Below are 19,960 nucleotides of genomic sequence, written 5' to 3' on the forward strand. Positions count from 1 at the left end.
AATGACAAACATTCAAAAACGTTTTTATAAAGGCCGCGTAGCATTAAATGTATTAGCGAACAATATCCAAAATGCGAAAGATATTTTTGAAGCAGCAGAAGGGTATGTAGTAGTGGGAGTGTTATCAAAAGACTACCCAACAGTGGAAGAAGCAGTGACAGCGATGAAAGCATACGGAAAAGAAATTGATGATGCTGTATCAATCGGACTAGGAGCAGGAGATAATCGCCAAGCGGCAGTTGTAGCTGAAATTGCGAAGCATTACCCTGGTAGTCATATTAACCAAGTATTCCCTTCAGTTGGAGCAACGCGTGCAAATCTTGATGGGAAAGATAGTTGGATTAATAGTTTAGTATCGCCAACAGGAAAAGTAGGGTACGTAAACATTTCTACTGGTCCAATTAGTGCAGCTGGAGAAGAAAAAGCAATCGTTCCAATTAAAACAGCAATCGCACTTGTACGTGATATGGGCGGAAATTCATTGAAATACTTCCCAATGAAGGGCCTAGCTCATGAAGAAGAATATCGTGCAGTTGCGAAAGCTTGTGCAGAAGAAGGATTTGCATTAGAGCCAACAGGCGGAATTGATAAAGAAAACTTCGAAACAATTGTACGTATTGCGCTTGAAGCAAACGTAGAGCAAGTTATCCCGCACGTGTACTCTTCTATTATTGATAAAGAAACTGGCAATACAAAAACAGAAGATGTCCGTGAATTACTAGCAGTAGTGAAGAAGTTAGTTGATCAATATGCGTAAGAAAATTGCAGCATTTGGCGAAGTAATGATGCGCCTGCAAGTACCGGGATATGAATTGTTATCGCAAGCTAACACATTAAATTATTCCTTTTCTGGTACAGGTGTGAATGTTGCAGCCGCGCTTTCTCATCTAGGGCATGAAGGGCTTCTTATTTCAACTTTACCGGAAAATTCGGTTGGAGATGCGGCATTATCGTACATTCAAAAGTTGGGTGTGCAAACCTCTCTTGTTTCAAGAGGCGGTAAATATGTCGGCATGTACTTTTTAGAAAATGGATTTGGTGCACGTGCAAGCCGCGTTACATATTCGAATCGATTAGAAAGTAGCTTCAATACGGCATGTGAAGAAATGTATCAATTTGAAGAAATCGCAAAGGAAATTGATATCATTCATTTTTGCGGAATTACACTTGCGATGAATGACACGGTGCGCCATCATATGAAATCTTTAGCGAAAGCAGTTAAAGAAAACGGAGGCACTGTCGTTTTTGATTGCAATTATCGTCCATCGCTTTGGGGAGAAGATGGATATGAACAGGCGAAACCGCATTATGAAGAAATGTTAGGGCTAGCTGATATTGTAATGATGAATGAAAAAGATGCAATGTTCGTTCTTGGAATGAAAACAGAAGAGACAGAGCGAGAAGCTCAACTTGTTGATCTTATTCCACAAGTAGCTGAAACATATCATATCACTACAATTGCTGGTACACATCGCTCTATTAATAGCGATAATACACACTCGCTGCGCGGATTTATATGTAAAGATGGTACGTTCACTTTTGCAAAAACACTTACGTTTTCTGTATATGATAGAATAGGTGCTGGAGATGCTTATACGAGCGGGATTATTCATGGCGAGATAGAAGAGTTTGCACCAGAGAAAGCTGTTTCATTTGCGTCAGCAGCTGGAATGCTTGCACATACAATCGTCGGTGATACGCCAATGTCATCAGAGAAGGATATACTTCGGGCAATGACGGCATCAGTAGGTGATGTAGAAAGGTAGTGGGTGTAACGGTGAACGTAACGAGGAAAAAAGGACCATTATATTTACAAATAAAAAACATTATTCGTGATCGAATATTGCATGGTGTATATGCGATTCATACGAATATTCCTTCCGAACCGCAGTTAGAAGAAGAGTTCAAAGTGAGTAAAATTACAGTACGAAATGCGATTAAAGAACTCGCTCAAGAAGGGTATTTAGAAAAGAAAAGCGGTAAAGGAACGAAAGTCATCCGTAACACTTCTGCGACAAAACTGTCAAAGGGTAAGAAATTTACTGAAGTGTTAGTGGAAGAAGGATATAAAGTACAGAAGAAATTGCTAAAAGCAGAAATCGTTAAGAATGAAGAAGGAACAGTGCCATTTCAATTATTCGGTAAGGAGAGTTTTCGCATTGAACGTTTATATACGTTAAATGATGCACCGTACATTCATTATACGCACTATTTCTCAGCACACATGGCAAGTACAGATTTATCGGACTTTGACTTGCAATCGCTTTATGATTTAGTGGAAGACCGAGGTATACATTTAGAAAACTTCAGAGATGAATTCGCAGTTGGACTTGCGCCTAGTTTCGTTGCAGAATCGTTAGGTGAAAAAGAAGGGACAGCGTTATTAAAACGTATGCGCTATTCTTACGATGAAGTTGGCGAAGTAATTGAATATAGCGAAGGCTACTACAATACAGAAATGCAGCATTATGTAGTAAATTATGACGTATAAAAAAGAGGGTATTCGCCCTCTTTTTTTATAAAGTAAGGGGAATGAGAGATGGATATATACTTATTAATCGTCACGTTACTTGCAATTGCGATTGTTATTTTAGGGGTATCATGGTGGAAATGGCATGCATTTATTAGTTTAACAGTTGCGAGTTTGTTTTTAGCCATTATGTCTGGACTGAATTTAACGAAAATAGTGGCTGCCTATGAAACTGGTGTTGGTAGTGTACTAGGGCATTTAGTTGGTATTTTAGCTCTTGGAACAATTTTAGGGAAAATGATGTCTGACTCAGGCGCAGGCATGCAAGTTGCAGATTTCTTTATTCGATTTTTCGGTGTGAAGAAACTACCTTGGGCAATGTTATTTGCGGGGTTTGTTATAGGGATTCCAGTCTTTTTTGAAGTGGGAATCGTCATTTTATTACCACTTGTTATTTCAATTCGAAAAACAACGAAACAAAACATTTTATTAATTGCATTACCTGTTATTGCTGGATTATCTATCGTACATGGGCTTGTACCACCACATCCAGGTGCAATGACGGCAATCGGTATTTATAATGCGAACTTAGGAAAGGTACTTTTATATTCATTACTTATCGCGTTACCAACCGCTATTATTGCAGGACCATTATTTGCAAAGTGGGTACATAAAAGAGTTATACCTGAAAATGAACCAGAGCTTATTCGAGTTACGACTGTATCAACTGATTTACCGAGCCGTAAAGTTTCGTTTTTTATTATTTTACTGCCGGTAGTTTTAATGATTTTATCAGTAGTCGCACCGTATATTTCATTACCGAAAAAGATAACTGAATTTTTTGTTTTTGTAGGAAGCCCAGTAATTGCTTTACTCATTTCATGTTTCGCAGCATTCTATTTACTTGGCATGAGACAAGGTATTAATAAAAAGATGATTAAAAAATTAACAGATGACAGTTTATTACCTGTCGGTTCCATTATTTTAATAATTGGTGCAGGTGGTGGGTTTAAACAAATATTAATTGAAAGCGGCGTTGGAACAGCGATTGCGCAAATGGCGGAACATATATCGTTATCACCAATCGTACTTGCTTTCATGGTAGCCGGTTTAATTCGAATCGCGACCGGATCAGCGACAGTAGCATTAACGACAGCGGCAGGAATTGTTTCGCCGGTTATTCAGCACATGTCTGGTGTGAATTTAGAATTACTTGTTATTGCAACCGGAGCAGGTTCATTAATGTTTTCTCACGTAAATGATGCAGGATTCTGGCTTGTAAAAGAATATTTAGGTTTGACAGTGAAGGAAACGTTTAAAACGTGGACGGTACTGGAGACGTTATTATCATTTATTGCATTTGGTTTTGCGCTTTTATTGAATATGTTTCTTTAGGGGAGGAGAGCCAATTTAAACGAATAGAGCACACAGAGAAAATGTAATTTCTCTGTGTGCTCTATTCGTTTTTTTGTGCTTTCTATCGCTCTATTACTTAATGGAACGGACATACTGATCTTCTCCATCGTCTTTGACAAAGACCCCTAGTTCATTCAAATCTTTACGCAAATGCTTCTTTTTTTTCGAGTTTCCTTCTCGAAGGGCATTTCGTCTTTCATACAAAATCGTATTTATGCTTTTATTAAATCGCTCATCCTCTAATTTCCATAAGCTATATTCATGTTTATAAGGATCTTGTTCCACAAAGGGGAAGCTGTGCATTAAGAAAGTATCTTTAATTTTGCTTGGGTTAATGTCAGATGTTTCACGTAACCATTCCCGGTCCTCTTGATCAATGATAACCACTTGACGCTTATCTACAAAAACGGCTTTTACATTTGATCTGGTGATTTGTTTTTCTTGCTCATCTTTACTCATATGAATACCTTCTGAATTGATTTTCATCTTTAAAGCGTCACTATAAATAATGAAAGAAAATAAAATCCCTGCAATAGCGCCAATTAACATGAGGATAATTGGAAGCCAGAAAGGGTTAATAGAATTTAAAAGTTCTATAATTTTCGAATCAGAAAAAAGAGGAATTCCTTTTATAATTTCTATTAATTTAGGTGAAAAATATCCGATGATGCCTAAAAGGATTGGGCTTACTATCGTAAGTAGCTTTTCTAAAAAGCCTAATCCAATGACAGACGTATTTTTCATGTGTAGTTCATCCTTTCTTAATATATTTTTATTTTCAAGATCATGACATGTTTAAACAGTAAGTTTCTTTACCATTTTTATGAGCTCATCTGAGTAAACTTCTATAGATATAGATGAATTCGCCTGTAGCATTCTTTCTTCAATTGCTCCTAAAATAAACGAAGCTAATGTGTCAGTTTGAAAAGAATTAGAAAACGTGCCATTTTGTTGACCAGTCTTCAAAATATCCAATAACATCGTTCTAAGAGCGTCATCTTCTTCGTCTTCGATTCTGTAATAAGGGATATTCTCTTCATTTCTCGCATTAAAGACAATCTCAATTAAGGCAATATTATTTTTGTAATGAGTTTCTTGATAAGCCAAATGTGCTTCAATAAAAGCTTCTAGTTTGTTTATTTCAGATTGGGCTAATAGTACTCGATTGCTAATAAATTCATGTTGTTTATTAGCTAAAAATTGTAATGTCCGATTCATAAGATAAAGCTTATCGTTAAAATGATAAGAAATCAGTCCAGTGCTAATCTTAGCCTTTTTTGCTACCTTCGTTAAGCTTAAGTTGTTATATCCCACTTCTTCTAGTGTATCGATACATGCAAGAATAATTTGTTCACGTCTAGCCTCTGCAATAAAAGAGTCAGTCATGTTATTCAGCTCCTGATTTAGATAATTTAAATGAGTAATCAAAAAATTGATTGGTCGTTCAATTAATTTTAGTAAGAAATTAAGAGTATGTCAAATGCTTTATGCTTACGTTTTGATAAGGCCGATCCTCTGTTTAAGGAAGCTTGGTTTCCTTAAACAAGCCCGTTTTTACGTAAGCCAAGCTTCCTATTCGCCCTGAAAACATAATATAAATGGAATCCCCTCATTTAGAGCAAGGTGAACTTGTTATGAATGATACTAAAGGAGGAATATAGTAATGAGCGAAAAGTGTGAACACAGACATGATGATTGTAACCGCAGACATGGGTGCGGCGGCGGTTTTGCGCTTCTAATCGTATTGTTTATTTTATTAATCATCATCGGTGCTAGCTGCTTCGGCGGTGGCGGTTCTTGTGGTTATGGTGGTTACGGCGGTTACGCTGGCGGCTATGGTGGATATTGCTGCTAATTATTTAAAAACTATTGAAAATGGCCTTGTGCAATACGCACAAGGCCATTTTATTCATATTTTTATATGCTGTGATAATTTATTAATGTACAGAGAACGGATTAAGAAGAAGAATATAATCTCGATAATCCCGAACAACGTAAGTATAATCACTAACTCTTTTAGTAAAGAGAAAGCAAACATGCTTTGTAAAAACTGAATCGCAAATACTGTATGAATACCAGCAACGATATAAGGAATGAAAAATAATATTCCTAATTGAATCGTTGCAGAACGAAACATTTCTGATTCTGTTAAACCGAGTTTTGTAATCGTAATGTACTTTTGTTTTTCGGTCGTTAAGTCATTATACATACGGAAGTATAAAACACTAGCTGCCCCGATAAAGAAAATAAAGCCGAGAAATGCCCAAATAAAGAAAGTGGCAATTGAATTCCCTTTGCTGTAGTTTAGATTATCAGCAGCTGTATAAATGGAAAAAGGGACCTCGATATTGTCTACTTTATGTTTTTCTTGAAAATTGTGCGCATCATCACTAATGGTACGCGACATTTTTTTCGTCGGAATAATCGTGTTTTCCCAGTTCTCTACAAAATAATTATAAATCGTGATTATTTCAATATGTGGAACCATATTTTCAATTGCATTATCTTCCATAACGATGAGATGGGGCAATGCAAAGAAGGGTTCTATCCCTTTATTAATAAATCCTTTAATATGAAATTCCTTTTTATTAGATCCGAGTGTAATTGTATTTTGTTTAGCAAATGGATTTGATACAAGATTTAAAAGTTCTGGCGAGTAACGAGAAATAATATAAACTTGTGTAGAATCAAGAGTTATTTTCGGCCTCTTTAATTGTTTAGCGAGTGCGTTATAGTCACTCATTTTTATAAGAGCAACGTCTTCTTTTAAAGCTGTATCTTTTAACACCGTAAATTTATGTTTATTGTATTGAAAATTGGCATTTGTAAGCTCCGTCTCAATTGTAGCAATGTGCTTTTGCTCTAATGCATTTTCTCCTTCGGATATGTATGTGAAGGGGAAAGGATATCGTTCTAATATCGATGCTTTTGTATTGTTATTAGAGGCAAATAACCCGATGATAATTGTGAATGCAAGTGCTGATAACATAGAAACGATAAAGAGCACATTAATATTACTACGAGTACGGCTAGTTAAATCTGAAATCCATAACATATTTATTTGCTTCATATAAAACTTTCTTCGTCTTTTTAAAATGAAGATAAAGAGAAGAAATGTTTGCGAAAAGAATAAATATGTTCCGACTATTACGAGCGGCAAAATAGATAATATAATAAAGGCTACAGAGCCATTCCGTACATTTTCTTCTGTTACATAGCCTTGCGGATAACCAGCGATATAATAACATAATGATAAGCAAATTAAAGCGAATATCGAAATGAGTATAGATGGTTTTTTTTCTTTATCGCCTTTTTTCGTCCCTGTAATGAGCTGTGTTGTTTTACGAGTGCGAATGAACAGCGGTGTAAACGTAGAAACGATGAAAAATAAAATAATAAAAGTTACGGTTGTAACGATAATTGCTTCTGTTGGCCAATATAAATAGAGGCCTTTTGCATTTGTTAATTTAGAAGTAACGAGTAAGAAAAAATTAGAAAACACAAGACCGCCTTGAATACCTGCAAAGATAGCGAGTATTCCAATGATCATATTTTCAGTAAACAAAAGACGTTTTAATTGTTTTTGAGATATACCGAGAACAGTTAAAACGCCAAATTGTTGTTTTCGTACATTTAAAAACGTTCCGATAGAATATAAAAGAAAGAAGAACGAGAACAAAACGATAACAAACTGTGCCATGCCGGCTAAGTTCATGAGTGGATCTTGTTCTTGTAATTTATTCATAATTTGTAATCGCGGATGATACGCGTATACGGTAAATGAAAAGAAAACCATGATAGAAAACGCACTACTTACAAAGTAGGCGAAATATGATTTCGAATTACGCGAGACATTTTTAAATGCAAATTGCCAAAATGTCATCCACGTCTTCCTCCTAATAATGCTAAAACATCTAATATTTCTTGATAAAACTTCTCGCGATATAGCCCGCGGTGTAGTTCGTTGTAAAGCTCGCCGTCTTTAATGAAAATGACGCGGTTACAATAACTTGCTGCAAATGGATCGTGAGTAACCATTAAAATTGTTGCATCTTCTTCTTTATTTAATTTCGTAAATAACTCCATTACATCAATTGCCGCTTTTGAATCTAAATTTCCTGTTGGTTCATCGGCAAGTAGAAGTGACGGATGATGAATAATAGCACGTGCTACTGCCGTACGCTGTGCTTGTCCTCCAGAAACTTCAAAAATACGTTTGTCCAAAATGTGATCAATGCCAAGCTTTTTTGAAATGTTATCAAGTTTTTCGTCCATTTCTTTTAATGGAACATTATCTAATGTTAAAGGTAGTACGATATTTTCACCGATTGTTAGTGTATCTAGTAGGTTAAAGTTTTGGAAAACAAATCCTAACTCTTGGCGGCGGAAAATAGCTAACTTCTCTCTACGAAATGTGTGCGGTTTTTTTCCGTTAATTACGACATCGCCAGAAGTAGGAGAATCAATTGTAGAGATAACGTTTAAAAATGTAGATTTACCGCTACCAGATGGTCCCATGATTGCGACAAATTCACCTTTATCTACATGTAAATTTATATTTTTTAAAGCAGTATGGGGGACTTTTCCTTCATACACTTTTGAAACGTTTTTTATGTGTAAAACTTCTTCCATAGTAATCACCTTTCTATCTTTTAGAACTTAATATGTTGTGATAATTTTTGCATATAGAAGGAACGAATTAAAAGGAAAAATATCACTTCAACTGTTCCAAAAATCATAAGTACGACTGTAATCTCAGCGAAGAACGAGAGATGTAATACTTCTTGTAGCATCTTTGTCGCAAACATTGTATGAATCGATGCCATAATGTATGGAACAAAGAAAAGAATCGCAAGTTGAATTGTAGCAGATCGTTTCATTTCGGCTTCTGTTAAACCGATTTTTGTAATCATTACATACTTTTCTTGCTCATTTGTTAAATCTGTATACATTCTGAAGTAAAGAACACTGCCAGCACCAATAAAGAAAATAACACCTAAGAAAGTACCAATTAAGAAGAACGAAGCGACATTTAGCTTTGTTGTGTATAGAGAATCGCTTGCTTCACTTGCATGGAATGGTGGGTGCTCAGCCTTAATCGCTTCATTATCATTATCAATTTTTGTTATAAATTCCGAACCGATGTTATGTGCTTTTTCCCAATCGTTAACTTTAAAGTTATATACACTCATCTGTTTTGAAACCGATGATAATGCCTCTACATTTTCATCAGATAATATGAGTAATGTTGAGATTAAGCTGTTTGGGAAAGGATTATAATTTTTATATTCTTTTACTTGTAGCTGTAGGCTGTTTTGAGTAAGTGTAAGAATATCTTTCCTGTCTGTATCATAAATTGTGCCAATGAATTGATCATCTATGTCTTTCATAAGGATATAAGATTCATTATTTTTTACGTTGAGATGTTCCCAGTTTAACGCCTTGGCAAGTATATTGTAATCACTTTGTTTAATTGCATAATAGAGCTTTGGGTTCTCTTCTGCCGAAGATACTTCATATATATCCGTTTTAAGTTTTTTATAAGTAAAGTGTTCTTCATTAAATTTTTGTTCTAACCAATTTAAATGTTCATCCGCCAACGTGTTTTCAGTATGTGATAAATATGTAAAAGGAAAAGGATTTTCTCTTACTGCATCAAACTTTGTAAATTTTCCAAAACCGTATAAGAATGTAATCATAGTAAAAGCGAGTGTTGAAAGCATCGCTACAATAAAGAGCATGTTAATGTTTGTCCGAATGCGCGCTGCTAGATCAGAAATCCAAAGCATATTCGTACGCTTCATATAAAATGTTCTTCGTGTTTTTAATATACGAATGAGTAAAAAACTAATTTGTGAGAAGAAAAAGTATGTTCCAGCTGCAACAAGTGACGGAATGAGAAATATACTAGATAGGGCATATAAGATTCCAATCATATCGCCTAGTGAAAGAAAATATAGCGGGTTTGCCGCTAATACATATCCAGTTATTAAACATGTCGCACCAAATAGAGAGATGAGCACGGATGCTTTTCTTTCTTTTTGTTTTGTTCCTTCTTTTAAAAGACGTACAGCCTTTCTTGTCCGAATGAGCATCGGCGTAAACGATGAGACGAGAATGAAGAGTCCTAGAAAAATGATCATAGTTAAAATAATGGCACCCGTTGGCCAATATAAATATAAACCAGGCACATGTGTAATTTTTGCGGTAACTAATAAAAAGAACTGTGAAAAGACAAGTCCGAGTTGTATGCCGAAAAAGATGGAAAGAGCACCAATTAGCATGTTTTCTAGAAATACGAGTCTTTTTAATTGCTTTTGAGATATGCCAAGTACTGTTAAAATCCCAAATTGCTTTTTTCGTACTTTTAAGAAAGTCCCGATTGAATATAGTAAAAAGAAAAACGAAAAGAATACAATGACGACTTCTGAAATTGTCATTAATATGTTCAGAGCAACATTCACGTCTGTCATATGCAATTTAGGATGAAATAAATAAACTGCAAATGAGAAAAAAATGGCGATGGAAAACGCACTGCTTACAAAATAGGCGAAATAAGCTCTGGCGTTCCGCGTTACGTTTTTAAATGCAAACTGCCAAAATGTCATTCACCTAGACCTCCTAATCGAATTAGCCTAAAAGGAGTATGAGGAGATTTTTTCCCCATACTCTTTTCATTTTTTAAAACTTAATATGTTGCGATAACTTCTGCATGTAAAGGGAACGAATTAATAAGAAAAAGATGATCTCAACCGTTCCGAAAATGACAAGTACAACCGTAATTTCAGCGAATAGTGATAAATTGATAATATCTTGTAACATCTTTGTGGCAAACATCGTATGAATGGAAGCCATAATGTATGGCACGAAAAATAAGATTCCAAGTTGAATGGTCGCTGAACGTTTCATTTCTGATTCTGTTAAACCAATCTTCGTAATCGTTACATACTTCTCTTGCTCAGTTGTTAAATCTGTATACATCCGGAAGTACAGTACACTGCCAGCACCAATAAAGAAAATAATCCCTAGGAATGTCCCGATGAGGAAATAGGAAGCACTTCCTGTTTTGATTTTGTATAGGGAATTGCCCGATTCGAAAACACGAACGATGCTTCCTTCATGCTGAATACTGTTGCGATCTTTATCGGTGCGTTTTACAAACTCATCAGCAATAGCATATGTATTCTCCCAGTTTTTTACGTTGTAATTATAGGCTGTTACATGTTTTGTATTATTTTGTGAATTATTAATGACGAAATCAGGTACTACAAACGTTTCATACGTAAAAGTGGCCGGAAGAGCACTAGTTACCTCAAATCCTTTTACAAGTAGCTTATCATTTGTATTAGGGAGTGTAACATGTTGGCTACTGTAATTTTTATCGAATGCACTAAACAACGGGAAATATGCAGTTCCAGATAATACGTATGTTTCATTGTCATTCACAAATATTTGTTTTAAATGTAATGATGTAGCAAGCTTATTATAGTCACTTTGCTTTATGGCAAATGTGTCGTAATACATTTCTGTACTCTGTTCAGTTTTTACAGGTGTGTTATATAAATCTACTTTAATTTTATCGTACGAAAACTGTCCATCTTGTAACTGTTTTTCAAGCCAATTCAAGTGCTGGGCAGTAAAAGGATTCGCATCATATGAGAAATAAGAAAATGCGAATGGCGAATTACGTTCAACATCAAGTTTCATGAACTTCCCGAATCCATATAAAAAAGTAATCATCGTAAATGCAATTGTAGATAGCATGGCTACAACAAAAAGCATATTAATATTTGATCGAATGCGGCTAGCTAAGTCTGAAATCCAGAGCATATTAATACGTTTCATATAAAATTTCCGTCTCTTTTTCAAAAGATGAATGAGCAAGAAACTAATTTGTGAAAAGAAGAAATACGTACCGATTGAAACGAGTGCTGGAATGACAAAAATACTGGAAAACATATAAATCATTCCTATTTGTGGGCTTAACGATACGAAATATATTGGTTTGCTTGCTAAAGAGTAGCCACCTATTAAACATATAGCACCAAATAGAGAAATGAATATGGATGGTTTTCTTTCCTTTTGTTTCCCACTATTAGTTTTTAAAAGGTTTACCGTCTTTTTCGTACGAATTAGCATGGGTGTAAATGAAGATACAGCGATAAAGAGACCAAGAAATACAATCGTTGTTAAAATGAAAGCATTCGTAGGGGGATATAAATATATCCCTGGTAGATGTGTGATTTTCGCTGTCACTAATAAGAAAAATTGTGAAAAGACAAGACCAAACTGCATACCGAAAAAGATAGATAAAATACCGATTAACATATTCTCCATAAAAACGAGACGATGTAATTGTTTTCTCGATATTCCTAAAACGGTCAAAACGCCGAACTGTTTTTTTCGCACTTTTAAAAAAGTACCGATGGAATATAGTAAAAAGAAGAAAGAGAAAAATACAATTACTACTTCTGAAAATATCATTAATCCTGAAACTTCAGAGACCATATTAAGATTTTGTAATTTCGGATGGAATAAGTAAACAGCAAACGAAAAGAAAACAGCAATTGAAAAAGAACTGCTGACGAAATAAGCAAAATAAGCTCTGGAATTACGCGTTACATTTTTAAAGGCAAACTGCCAAAATGTCATAATATGTACCTCCCGCTAGAAGGTAAATATGTAGTGTTATTGCAAAAAATGTATGAGAGTGCGTTCTCATACATTTTGCTTGCATATGTTCCGATCATGCTTCGGTCACCTTCTCTGTATGTTCTGCTTGATTATTTGCAGCATTGTGGAAGATGATTTTAATCGTCGTTCCTTTACCGACTTCAGAATCTAGTTTGACAGAGTGACCTAAATAATCACAAATTTTACTTACAATATAAAGTCCCATACCAGTAGACTCTCCGAATGCGCGACCGTTTTTCCCAGTGTAAAATGGTTCAAATACTCTTCGAATATCTTCTTGCGGAATACCAACACCTTCATCACGAACTTCTAAAATAATATCTTTTCCGTTTCGATAAGCAGATAAGAACACTTTCTTTCCGCGCTCACCAGAGTAACGAACAGCATTTGTCATTAACTGATAGATGATAAATTTTAGCCATTTTGCATCAGAAGCAACCTTTAAATCGGAATGAACTTCTAAAACAGGAAAGACTCCATTTCGAATGAATAGTTCTTTTAATCCATTAATATTTTTCGTTACCGTATCTTTTAATGAAATCGTCTCAACATGGAAGTCTTCATGGAAGTTATTTAATCTTGCCATGTATAAAGCCATATCAAGCCCTTGGTTTAGACGTTCTAATTCCTTTTTAAATTTTGGAATTAAATGTTCATCTTCCATTTCTAGCACCATAAGCTGCATAACAGACACAGGTGTCTTCATTTGATGTACCCAGTGGTTAATAAATAATTGATGTTCTTGTTGTTTTACTTCATACGATTGAAGTTCTTTTTGGAAGAGACGGTACTGCGTACGCACGAGTTCATTTACACCGTGAGGCATCGGAGCGGTCGCTCTTTCAATAAACGCATCTTCCATTTTCTCTGGTTGCTCACTTAATCTATGGTACATTCTACGGTTACGAACGTAACGGTAAGCGAGGAAACAGATGAATAAGTATAAGCTTAAAACGATGAAGTAAAACTTATTATTTTGGAATCCATCTACTGCATCATAGAGAACGAAAATGATACCGAAGTTTAATACGTACAGTAGAAAAAATGCAAAATGATCACGTAAAAATAGCTTCATGCTTATTCACTCCAAGTTGCGTTAAAACGATATCCGAGTCCACGTACTGTTTCAATAGCATTTTCAATACCAAGCTCATTGAACTTTTTACGAAGACGCGTAATGTTTACGTTTAATGTATTTTCCTCAACGAAGCTTTCGTCATCCCACAGGGCAGCTAGTAAATCTTCACGGCTTGCTGTACGAGGGAATTTAGATAATAACATTTCTGCTAAAATAGCTTCTTTCTTCGTTAAAAGAACTTGCTCAGCACCGAAATGAATTTCTGGACGTTCTGGGAATAGTTTTAAACCTTCTACTTCAACGATACGTTCAGAAATATTTGGTGCATAATCACCGTAAATACGGCGTAATTGTCCTTTAATTTTCGCCATTACAACGTCATAGTGGAACGGTTTCGTAATATAATCATCCGCACCGCTTTCAATCGCCATAATTTGTTCCATCTCACCAGCACGAGCTGAAATGAAAATAATTGGACAAGTAGATTCATGACGAATTTGACGGCACCAGTAGAAACCATCGAATTTCGGTAAGTTTACATCAAGTAAAACAAGGTGTGGTTTTACTGTGTTAAACGATTCCATAATATCATCGAAGTTCTCCGCAACGACAGCTTCATAACCGTACTTTTGAATGTGAGATTGTAGTAATGATGAAATATTTGGATCGTCTTCAACGATTAAAATTTTGTACATATGTATATTCCTCCTAAAAAAACAATTGTAGATATAGTGTATCATGTGTTTCAAGTCTTTTCATCATGTTGAAAGATAAGCTAGTAAACAGTATAGGTTAAAAGTTGGAAAAGTAAAAAGGGCGTATGTATAATTGATAATTAATTGATAATGATTTAATATTTAGATAAATATCTAAATGTCTAATTGTTGAAAGGAAGAAAGACATTGAATCAAGCATTCAAAGCATTAGCAGACCCAACAAGGCGAAAAATTTTAGATTTATTAAAAGAAGGCGATTTAACCGCTGGGGAAATTGCGGAGCATTTCAATATGACAAAGCCAAGTATTTCACACCACTTAAACGCACTTAAAAATGCTGAACTTATTCAAGATGAAAAAAAGGGGCAATTTGTTATGTACTCTTTAAACACAACTGTATTTCAAGATTTGTTAACTTGGGTGTTTACGTTTACGAATAAGGGGGAAGAGGGGAAATGAGAAAACATGTATTTCCGTTATTATTAATCGCTTTAACGATTATTGCATGGTACATTGCATGGCCGCATTTACCGGGAGAGGTTCCGAGTCATATAAATGTCTCGGGTGAAGTAGATGGATATATGTCGAAGATGGGCATGATGATTTTAGATGTTGCAGTTATGTTATTTATATATGTTTTAGCAATTACTTTACCTAAATTAGACCCGAAGTATGCGAATTACGGCAAGTTTTCGAAAGCATATATGATGATGACCGGAGCTATTTTATTGTTCTTATTTGCTAGTAATATGATGGGACTGGCAAATGCTTTAGGATACAACATTCCAATTGGAATTGCTGTGAACATAATGGTAGGTATCCTTTTTGTAGTAATCGGCAATTATATGCAGCAATGTAAACCGAACTTCTTCATGGGAATTAAAACACCGTGGACGTTAAGTAGTGAGGAAGTGTGGAGAAAAACACATCGGTTAGGATCAAAGATTATGATGATTGGCGGTATTGCAATTATGATTTCGGCGTTTCTACCGGGAATGTGGAAAATAATTAGTTTGTTAAGTGTTACTGCTGTATTAGTTGTTGGTACGATGGTGTATTCGTATGTTGCTTATAAAAAAGAACTAAAAATGTAAATAAAGCTGCTTTTCCTCAAAGGAAAAGCAGCTTTATTTTTTATTTCTTCAAAACCGGTATCCAAATTTCACTTTTAAAGTTTGGAGAAGATACATCTTTCTGTTCATTCCACAATATTTCCGGTCCTTCCGCTAGTTCATAGTTTGATGATGGGAACCATTCGGAATAAATACGTCCCCATACATTTTGTAATGTTTCAGGAAATGGGCCGACAGCTTCAAATATAGCCCACGTTGAAGCTGCGACTTCAAGTTGTTTAAATTGTTCTGGACAATCCTTTGTTGTGGCTACTCCAATATAGTGATCAAGTTCGCCTTTTTCCTCCATTCTCCCTTCAGAAAAGTTAGTAGAGGCACTAATGATTCCATTAGGTTCCACATTTGAAAGCATCTTTAATGTTTGAATAGACTCTGGATTTAAACTTTTCCACATAGAAGCGATTTCTTCATTTACACCGTTAAATACAATCGGTACTCGTTTTGTAATACCTATAATTCGAAATGGTTCTTTTTCTTCAATTCGATAATTCATTTCGTTTCCTCCTTGAACGGATAATTGGAAGGTCATTGGTGAATAGGCTTTCAAAGAATGATTACTGTTTCGGGCTTCTGAAGGTGTTATGCCGTGCAAGTTTTGAAAGGCACGTGCAAAAGAATCCGGTGAGTTGTACCCATATTTTATAGCGACATCAATGACTTTTACATTGCTGTTTTTTAGTTCAAAGGCAGCAAGAGTAAGACGTCTACAACGAATATAATCAGATAGTGATATGCCAGCTAGAAATGAAAACATCCTTTTAAAGTGATATTCAGAGCAAAGAGCTAGCCTCGCAACTTCTTTAAAATCAATTTCATTTGTTAGGTTATTTTCAATATATTGCATTGCTGCATTCATATTTTTAAGTGAATCCATATGATGACCTCCTCTGTACATAGAATAGCAGGAACGAAATAGCTCCATCCGACATTTCATGCACAACTTTGTAGGGTACATTTTGTACCTTACAAAATTGTAATGTTCCTGTAAGGAGAATGAATGGATGGCATGATATCCCAATGTTATAGTAACAAAGTACTTTGGTTCATTACGTTAACTTTTTGATGTCTTTACTTATGTGCCTTACATAACTGTCATGTTTGTGTAAGAAACATCGATAGTGGCAAGAGTAGAGAGTGTATATAGTTGAAGATAGAGAATAGAAGAAATGAGGGATGTCGAGATGAAAACAGTGTTAGAAGCAAAAAATATTGAAAAAGTATATGACACGGGTGGTAATAAATTTGCAGCGTTAAAAGGTATTAATTTACAAGTGAAAGAAGGTGAGTTCGTTGGAATTATGGGACCTTCTGGTTCTGGTAAGACGACTTTACTAAACGTTCTTTCTACAATTGATAATGCGACGAACGGTGAAATTTTAATTGATGGAAAAGATATTGTGAAAATGAATGATGATAAGTTAGCATTATTCCGCCGCGATCATTTAGGGTTCATTTTCCAAGATTATAACTTATTAGATACATTAACGGTGAAAGAGAACATTGCGTTACCTCTTGCGTTATCAAAGGTGAAAGCGAGTGAGATTGATCGCCGCGTTCTTGAAATCTCAAAGAAATTCGGTATTGATCATATTTTAAGTCAGTTCCCATATCAAGTATCTGGTGGACAGAAACAGCGCTGCGCCGCATCACGTGCAATCGTTACGAATCCAAGTATGATTTTCGGGGACGAGCCAACGGGAGCGCTTGATTCTAAATCTGCAACAGATTTACTTGAAAGTATGAAGTCGTTAAATGAATACGATAATTCTACAATCTTAATGGTAACGCACGATGCGTTTGCGGCAAGTTATTGTAAACGAGTTATTTTCATTAAAGATGGTGAGTTATATAAAGAATTGCACCGTGGTGAATTAACGCGTAAACAGTTCTTCCAACAAGTCGTTGACGTAATGTCTTCTATTTCTGGAGGTATGGCTGATGACCTTATCTAGCATTGCCCTCCGCAACATACAGCGGAACTTTAAAGACTACTTTGTATATTTTGCATCTATGATTTTTAGTATCGTTATTTACTTTACATTTAAAGCACTACAATATAATTCACAAATGGAAAAAGCAGCGGAAGCTTCTAAAAAAATTAGCGGAGCTTTCCAAGTTTCCAGTGTCATGCTTATCATTTTCGTAGCAGTGTTTATTATATATTCGAACGGATTCTTTACACGTAAGCGTAAAAAAGAAGTTGGCTTATATTCCTTATTAGGTATCCGTAAAAGACAAATTGGTAAAATGCTCTTTTATGAAAATATGTTAATGGGATTAATGTCTTTAATTATCGGAATTGCGATTGGTAGTGTCCTTTCAAAATTATTCCTTGAGTTATTAGTAAGTATGATGGGATTAAATTTAAACGTTCATTTTGAAGTACCGATGGCTGCCATTATTGATACAGCAATTATTTTCTTTGTGATTATTTTATATACATCACTCCAAGGATATCGTTTAATTTATCGCTTTAAGTTAATTGAACTTTTCCGCGCAGAACGTGAAGGAGAAACAATGCCAAAAGGATCTGTCATTATGGCATTAATTTCAGTTTTCTTAATCGGATCAGGTTATTTTTTAGCGCTAATGTACATGAAAGCAGTTATGTATGCAGACTTTATGGTCGTTGCATTATACATTTTATTAGCGACAGTAGCAGGGACTTATTTACTGTTCATGTTCTTCACAGTATTTGTATTGAAACGTGCAAGAAATAATAAGTCAGCATTTTATAATGGTATGAATATGGTAACGACATCGCAGTTACTATATCGTATTAAAGGAAATGCGAAATCACTGGCGACAATCGCTATTTTAAGTGCAGTTACATTAACAGCGGTTGGTACGTCAGTTACGATGTATTACAATACATTTACGCAATCAAAAGTTGCTGCGCCGTATAGTTATTCCTATGAGAAAAAAGATGCAGCATTAGATAAAAAAGTAAATGAAATACTTGCTGGAGAGAAGAATAATCATTCAGTCACATATGAATCAGAAGTTGAAATGATTCCTGTGAAAGGAACATTTAAAGGTGAAAGAGCTGATCAAGTTCTGAACACACACTATAATGTTACGAATCAGTACCAGCTTATTTCTCAATCAAGCTTTAATAAACAGGTGAAACATTTAGATGTAGAACCTGTAAATTTAAGTGCGAATGAAGCTTTCGTATATGATAGCTTATATATTGAGAAACTGGATTTTGGTCCTCTTTATACAGGAAATACAGCTGTATTCCCTGTTGGAAATGAGTCAAAAGAATTAAAAATTAAAGGTGTAAATAATAGAAGCCTTACAAATTTAAATGAATTATTTGTAATCGTTCCTGATAAAACATATGAGCAAGTGAAACAAGTAAACGAAACGCGCACTGTAAAAAATATTGATGTAAAAGGTGAGCGAAATAGTAAAGAGTTAACAGCAAAATTAGCAAGCATTATGCCAGCTGGTGAATCAGAAGTTTTAAAACCATTTAACGATTTCTATACAGGATTCCAAATGGGGCTTGAAACGACAGGCTTAATGATGTTTATTGGGTTATTCTTAGGATTAGTCTTCCTATTAGCGACAGGCTCAATCATTTACTTTAAACAATTAACAGAAGCAAGTGCTGACCGTGATCGTTACATTGTCCTTCATAAAGTTGGTGTAACGAAGCAAGAAATGAAGAAAGCTATCGCAAAACAAGTAAGCTTTATCTTTGCGATTCCGTTAGTAATCGGTATTTTACACAGCTTATTTGCACTAAAAGGTTTATCAAATATATTACCATTTGAAATTATGATTCCGCTTCTAATTAGTATCGGAGTATACGGTGTTATTTATATTGGATATTACTTCTTAACGGTTCGTTCTTATTATAAGATTGTGAGCGCGAAGTAATAAGTGAAGCTGCGAGAAAATAAGAAAGCCATTTACCTAATCTTTTATGAGGTGAATGGCTTTTTTTTCGTTCTAAATACTACCGTGCATCGATTATGTCGATGAAACTAAAAGTATGTTTTCGGTCAAAGGCATCTATGCATACTAAAGAACGCTTTAAAGGATTTAATTCAATTACAGTCATATAAATTGTAGGGAAATAACCATCTTTATAATAAGCGATCAATATTTCTTTTTCTGAAATGTAAGAGCGTAATAAAGTATCTTCAATTCTGTCTCTATCATCATATGGTGATACTTTTCGTGATTCTTTCATGTCGGGCGATTTTGATATTTTTGTACTACTCATGCTTTCTATTCTCCTAACAATATATTTTCTATACTAGGAAGGTTAATCACTGTGGAAGTAGCTGAAAGACGAATTTACTCAGCACTAAAAAATTACCAAATTCATGAATTTATTTATAGTAATTTATTTGTCATTTTTGTACTTTTTTGAAGTGGATTAAAACTTTATTAAGGTGAGTTTGGAGTAAGGAGAATAAATGGATTTGATGAGGGTGAG

General features: G+C 35.0%; 19 protein-coding genes. 9 read left to right on the top strand and 10 right to left on the bottom strand.

Features of this window, described 5'->3' with window-relative positions:
- The first annotated feature begins 1 nt into the window (after position 1).
- Genes dagF through gntP form a run of 4 tightly spaced genes read left to right on the top strand, consistent with a single transcriptional unit; the run spans position 2 to position 3,865 of the window.
- On the top strand, positions 2-757 hold the full coding sequence (gene dagF / locus VF726_RS06325; protein WP_088084464.1) for a 2-dehydro-3-deoxy-phosphogluconate aldolase: 756 nt from the start codon (positions 2-4) through the stop codon (positions 755-757).
- Positions 750-1,766 (top strand): sugar kinase, encoded by a 1,017-nt coding sequence (locus VF726_RS06330; RefSeq protein ID WP_440166777.1) that lies wholly within the window; start codon positions 750-752, stop codon positions 1,764-1,766. Before dagF ends, VF726_RS06330 begins: the two co-directional genes overlap by 8 nt.
- Positions 1,766-2,491, top strand: a complete 726-nt coding sequence (locus tag VF726_RS06335) for a GntR family transcriptional regulator (RefSeq protein WP_440166779.1) — start codon at positions 1,766-1,768, stop codon at positions 2,489-2,491. Before VF726_RS06330 ends, VF726_RS06335 begins: the two co-directional genes overlap by 1 nt.
- Before the next feature lie 48 nt (positions 2,492-2,539).
- A complete protein-coding gene (gene gntP, locus VF726_RS06340) occupies positions 2,540-3,865 on the top strand; it encodes a gluconate permease GntP (RefSeq protein ID WP_440166781.1) in 1,326 nt (441 codons plus the stop codon).
- Between the two features lie 93 nt (positions 3,866-3,958).
- Here gntP and VF726_RS06345 read toward each other — a convergent pair whose 3' ends face one another.
- Together VF726_RS06345 and VF726_RS06350 are read right to left on the bottom strand one after the other, a co-directional pair.
- Entirely contained in the window at positions 3,959-4,630 is a 672-nt protein-coding gene (locus VF726_RS06345; protein ID WP_440166783.1) for a YqeB family protein, read from the bottom strand.
- Between the two features lie 51 nt (positions 4,631-4,681).
- On the bottom strand, positions 4,682-5,272 hold the full coding sequence (locus VF726_RS06350) for a TetR/AcrR family transcriptional regulator (protein ID WP_440166785.1): 591 nt from the start codon (positions 5,270-5,272) through the stop codon (positions 4,682-4,684).
- Positions 5,273-5,549: 277 nt separating this feature from the next.
- Between VF726_RS06350 and VF726_RS06355 the strand changes: the two genes are divergently transcribed.
- Positions 5,550-5,741 (top strand): YjcZ family sporulation protein, encoded by a 192-nt coding sequence (locus tag VF726_RS06355; protein WP_001290399.1) that lies wholly within the window; start codon positions 5,550-5,552, stop codon positions 5,739-5,741.
- Between the two features lie 54 nt (positions 5,742-5,795).
- Here VF726_RS06355 and VF726_RS06360 read toward each other — a convergent pair whose 3' ends face one another.
- The 6 genes from VF726_RS06360 to VF726_RS06385 form a co-directional block, all read right to left on the bottom strand.
- Positions 5,796-7,769, bottom strand: coding sequence for an FtsX-like permease family protein (locus VF726_RS06360; protein WP_440166788.1), 1,974 nt, complete (start codon positions 7,767-7,769; stop codon positions 5,796-5,798).
- Positions 7,766-8,518: an ABC transporter ATP-binding protein gene (locus tag VF726_RS06365; RefSeq protein ID WP_100618322.1), complete on the bottom strand. Its 753-nt coding sequence runs from the start codon at positions 8,516-8,518 to the stop codon at positions 7,766-7,768. Before VF726_RS06365 ends, VF726_RS06360 begins: the two co-directional genes overlap by 4 nt.
- Before the next feature lie 20 nt (positions 8,519-8,538).
- Entirely contained in the window at positions 8,539-10,494 is a 1,956-nt protein-coding gene (locus VF726_RS06370) for an FtsX-like permease family protein (protein WP_440166790.1), read from the bottom strand.
- A 73-nt stretch (positions 10,495-10,567) separates the two neighbouring features.
- Positions 10,568-12,538 carry an FtsX-like permease family protein gene (locus tag VF726_RS06375; protein ID WP_440166792.1) on the bottom strand — a complete coding sequence of 657 codons (1,971 nt, stop codon included), beginning with the start codon at positions 12,536-12,538 and terminating at the stop codon, positions 10,568-10,570.
- 94 nt (positions 12,539-12,632) lie between these two features.
- Positions 12,633-13,655 carry a sensor histidine kinase gene (locus VF726_RS06380; RefSeq protein WP_440166794.1) on the bottom strand — a complete coding sequence of 341 codons (1,023 nt, stop codon included), beginning with the start codon at positions 13,653-13,655 and terminating at the stop codon, positions 12,633-12,635.
- Positions 13,656-13,657: 2 nt separating this feature from the next.
- Positions 13,658-14,353 (bottom strand): response regulator transcription factor, encoded by a 696-nt coding sequence (locus VF726_RS06385; protein ID WP_440166796.1) that lies wholly within the window; start codon positions 14,351-14,353, stop codon positions 13,658-13,660.
- Between the two features lie 207 nt (positions 14,354-14,560).
- On the opposite strand from VF726_RS06385, the gene VF726_RS06390 reads away from it, so the two are divergent.
- Together VF726_RS06390 and VF726_RS06395 are read left to right on the top strand one after the other, a co-directional pair.
- Positions 14,561-14,833, top strand: a complete 273-nt coding sequence (locus VF726_RS06390) for an autorepressor SdpR family transcription factor (RefSeq protein ID WP_001070523.1) — start codon at positions 14,561-14,563, stop codon at positions 14,831-14,833.
- The gene (locus tag VF726_RS06395) at positions 14,830-15,468 is read left to right on the top strand and encodes an SdpI family protein (RefSeq protein WP_440166799.1); all 639 of its coding nucleotides are present in this window, start codon (positions 14,830-14,832) and stop codon (positions 15,466-15,468) included. The genes VF726_RS06390 and VF726_RS06395 overlap by 4 nt, the downstream gene beginning before the upstream one ends.
- Positions 15,469-15,508: 40 nt before the next feature.
- Here VF726_RS06395 and VF726_RS06400 read toward each other — a convergent pair whose 3' ends face one another.
- Positions 15,509-16,381: an AraC family transcriptional regulator gene (locus VF726_RS06400; RefSeq protein WP_440166801.1), complete on the bottom strand. Its 873-nt coding sequence runs from the start codon at positions 16,379-16,381 to the stop codon at positions 15,509-15,511.
- Between the two features lie 307 nt (positions 16,382-16,688).
- On the opposite strand from VF726_RS06400, the gene VF726_RS06405 reads away from it, so the two are divergent.
- Both VF726_RS06405 and VF726_RS06410 read left to right on the top strand, forming a co-directional pair.
- The gene (locus VF726_RS06405; protein ID WP_000859654.1) at positions 16,689-17,459 is read left to right on the top strand and encodes an ABC transporter ATP-binding protein; all 771 of its coding nucleotides are present in this window, start codon (positions 16,689-16,691) and stop codon (positions 17,457-17,459) included.
- Positions 17,446-19,395, top strand: a complete 1,950-nt coding sequence (locus tag VF726_RS06410; RefSeq protein WP_440166803.1) for an ABC transporter permease — start codon at positions 17,446-17,448, stop codon at positions 19,393-19,395. The genes VF726_RS06405 and VF726_RS06410 overlap by 14 nt, the downstream gene beginning before the upstream one ends.
- A 79-nt stretch (positions 19,396-19,474) precedes the next feature.
- On the opposite strand, the gene VF726_RS06415 is transcribed toward VF726_RS06410, so the two are convergent.
- Positions 19,475-19,744, bottom strand: coding sequence for a YolD-like family protein (locus VF726_RS06415; protein ID WP_440166805.1), 270 nt, complete (start codon positions 19,742-19,744; stop codon positions 19,475-19,477).
- Positions 19,745-19,960: the final 216 nt, after the last annotated feature.

The sequence above is a fragment of the Bacillus sp. Brlt_9 genome (assembly GCF_051948935.1).
Classification (GTDB): domain Bacteria; phylum Bacillota; class Bacilli; order Bacillales; family Bacillaceae_G; genus Bacillus_A.

Bases quoted from the DNA above. Each gene is read 5' to 3' on its own strand.
- VF726_RS06410 (WP_440166803.1), top strand. From the start codon at position 17,446: ATGACCTTATCTAGCATTGCCCTCCGCAACATACAGCGGAACTTTAAA.
- VF726_RS06400 (WP_440166801.1), bottom strand. From the start codon at position 16,381: ATGGATTCACTTAAAAATATGAATGCAGCAATGCAATATATTGAAAAT.
- VF726_RS06330 (WP_440166777.1), top strand. From the start codon at position 750: ATGCGTAAGAAAATTGCAGCATTTGGCGAAGTAATGATGCGCCTGCAA.
- VF726_RS06350 (WP_440166785.1), bottom strand. From the start codon at position 5,272: ATGACTGACTCTTTTATTGCAGAGGCTAGACGTGAACAAATTATTCTT.
- VF726_RS06405 (WP_000859654.1), top strand. From the start codon at position 16,689: ATGAAAACAGTGTTAGAAGCAAAAAATATTGAAAAAGTATATGACACG.
- VF726_RS06360 (WP_440166788.1), bottom strand. From the start codon at position 7,769: ATGACATTTTGGCAATTTGCATTTAAAAATGTCTCGCGTAATTCGAAA.
- VF726_RS06345 (WP_440166783.1), bottom strand. From the start codon at position 4,630: ATGAAAAATACGTCTGTCATTGGATTAGGCTTTTTAGAAAAGCTACTT.
- gntP (WP_440166781.1), top strand. From the start codon at position 2,540: ATGGATATATACTTATTAATCGTCACGTTACTTGCAATTGCGATTGTT.
- VF726_RS06415 (WP_440166805.1), bottom strand. From the start codon at position 19,744: ATGAGTAGTACAAAAATATCAAAATCGCCCGACATGAAAGAATCACGA.
- VF726_RS06380 (WP_440166794.1), bottom strand. From the start codon at position 13,655: ATGAAGCTATTTTTACGTGATCATTTTGCATTTTTTCTACTGTACGTA.
- VF726_RS06375 (WP_440166792.1), bottom strand. From the start codon at position 12,538: ATGACATTTTGGCAGTTTGCCTTTAAAAATGTAACGCGTAATTCCAGA.
- VF726_RS06395 (WP_440166799.1), top strand. From the start codon at position 14,830: ATGAGAAAACATGTATTTCCGTTATTATTAATCGCTTTAACGATTATT.
- VF726_RS06385 (WP_440166796.1), bottom strand. From the start codon at position 14,353: ATGTACAAAATTTTAATCGTTGAAGACGATCCAAATATTTCATCATTA.
- dagF (WP_088084464.1), top strand. From the start codon at position 2: ATGACAAACATTCAAAAACGTTTTTATAAAGGCCGCGTAGCATTAAAT.
- VF726_RS06365 (WP_100618322.1), bottom strand. From the start codon at position 8,518: ATGGAAGAAGTTTTACACATAAAAAACGTTTCAAAAGTGTATGAAGGA.
- VF726_RS06355 (WP_001290399.1), top strand. From the start codon at position 5,550: ATGAGCGAAAAGTGTGAACACAGACATGATGATTGTAACCGCAGACAT.
- VF726_RS06370 (WP_440166790.1), bottom strand. From the start codon at position 10,494: ATGACATTTTGGCAGTTTGCATTTAAAAACGTAACGCGGAACGCCAGA.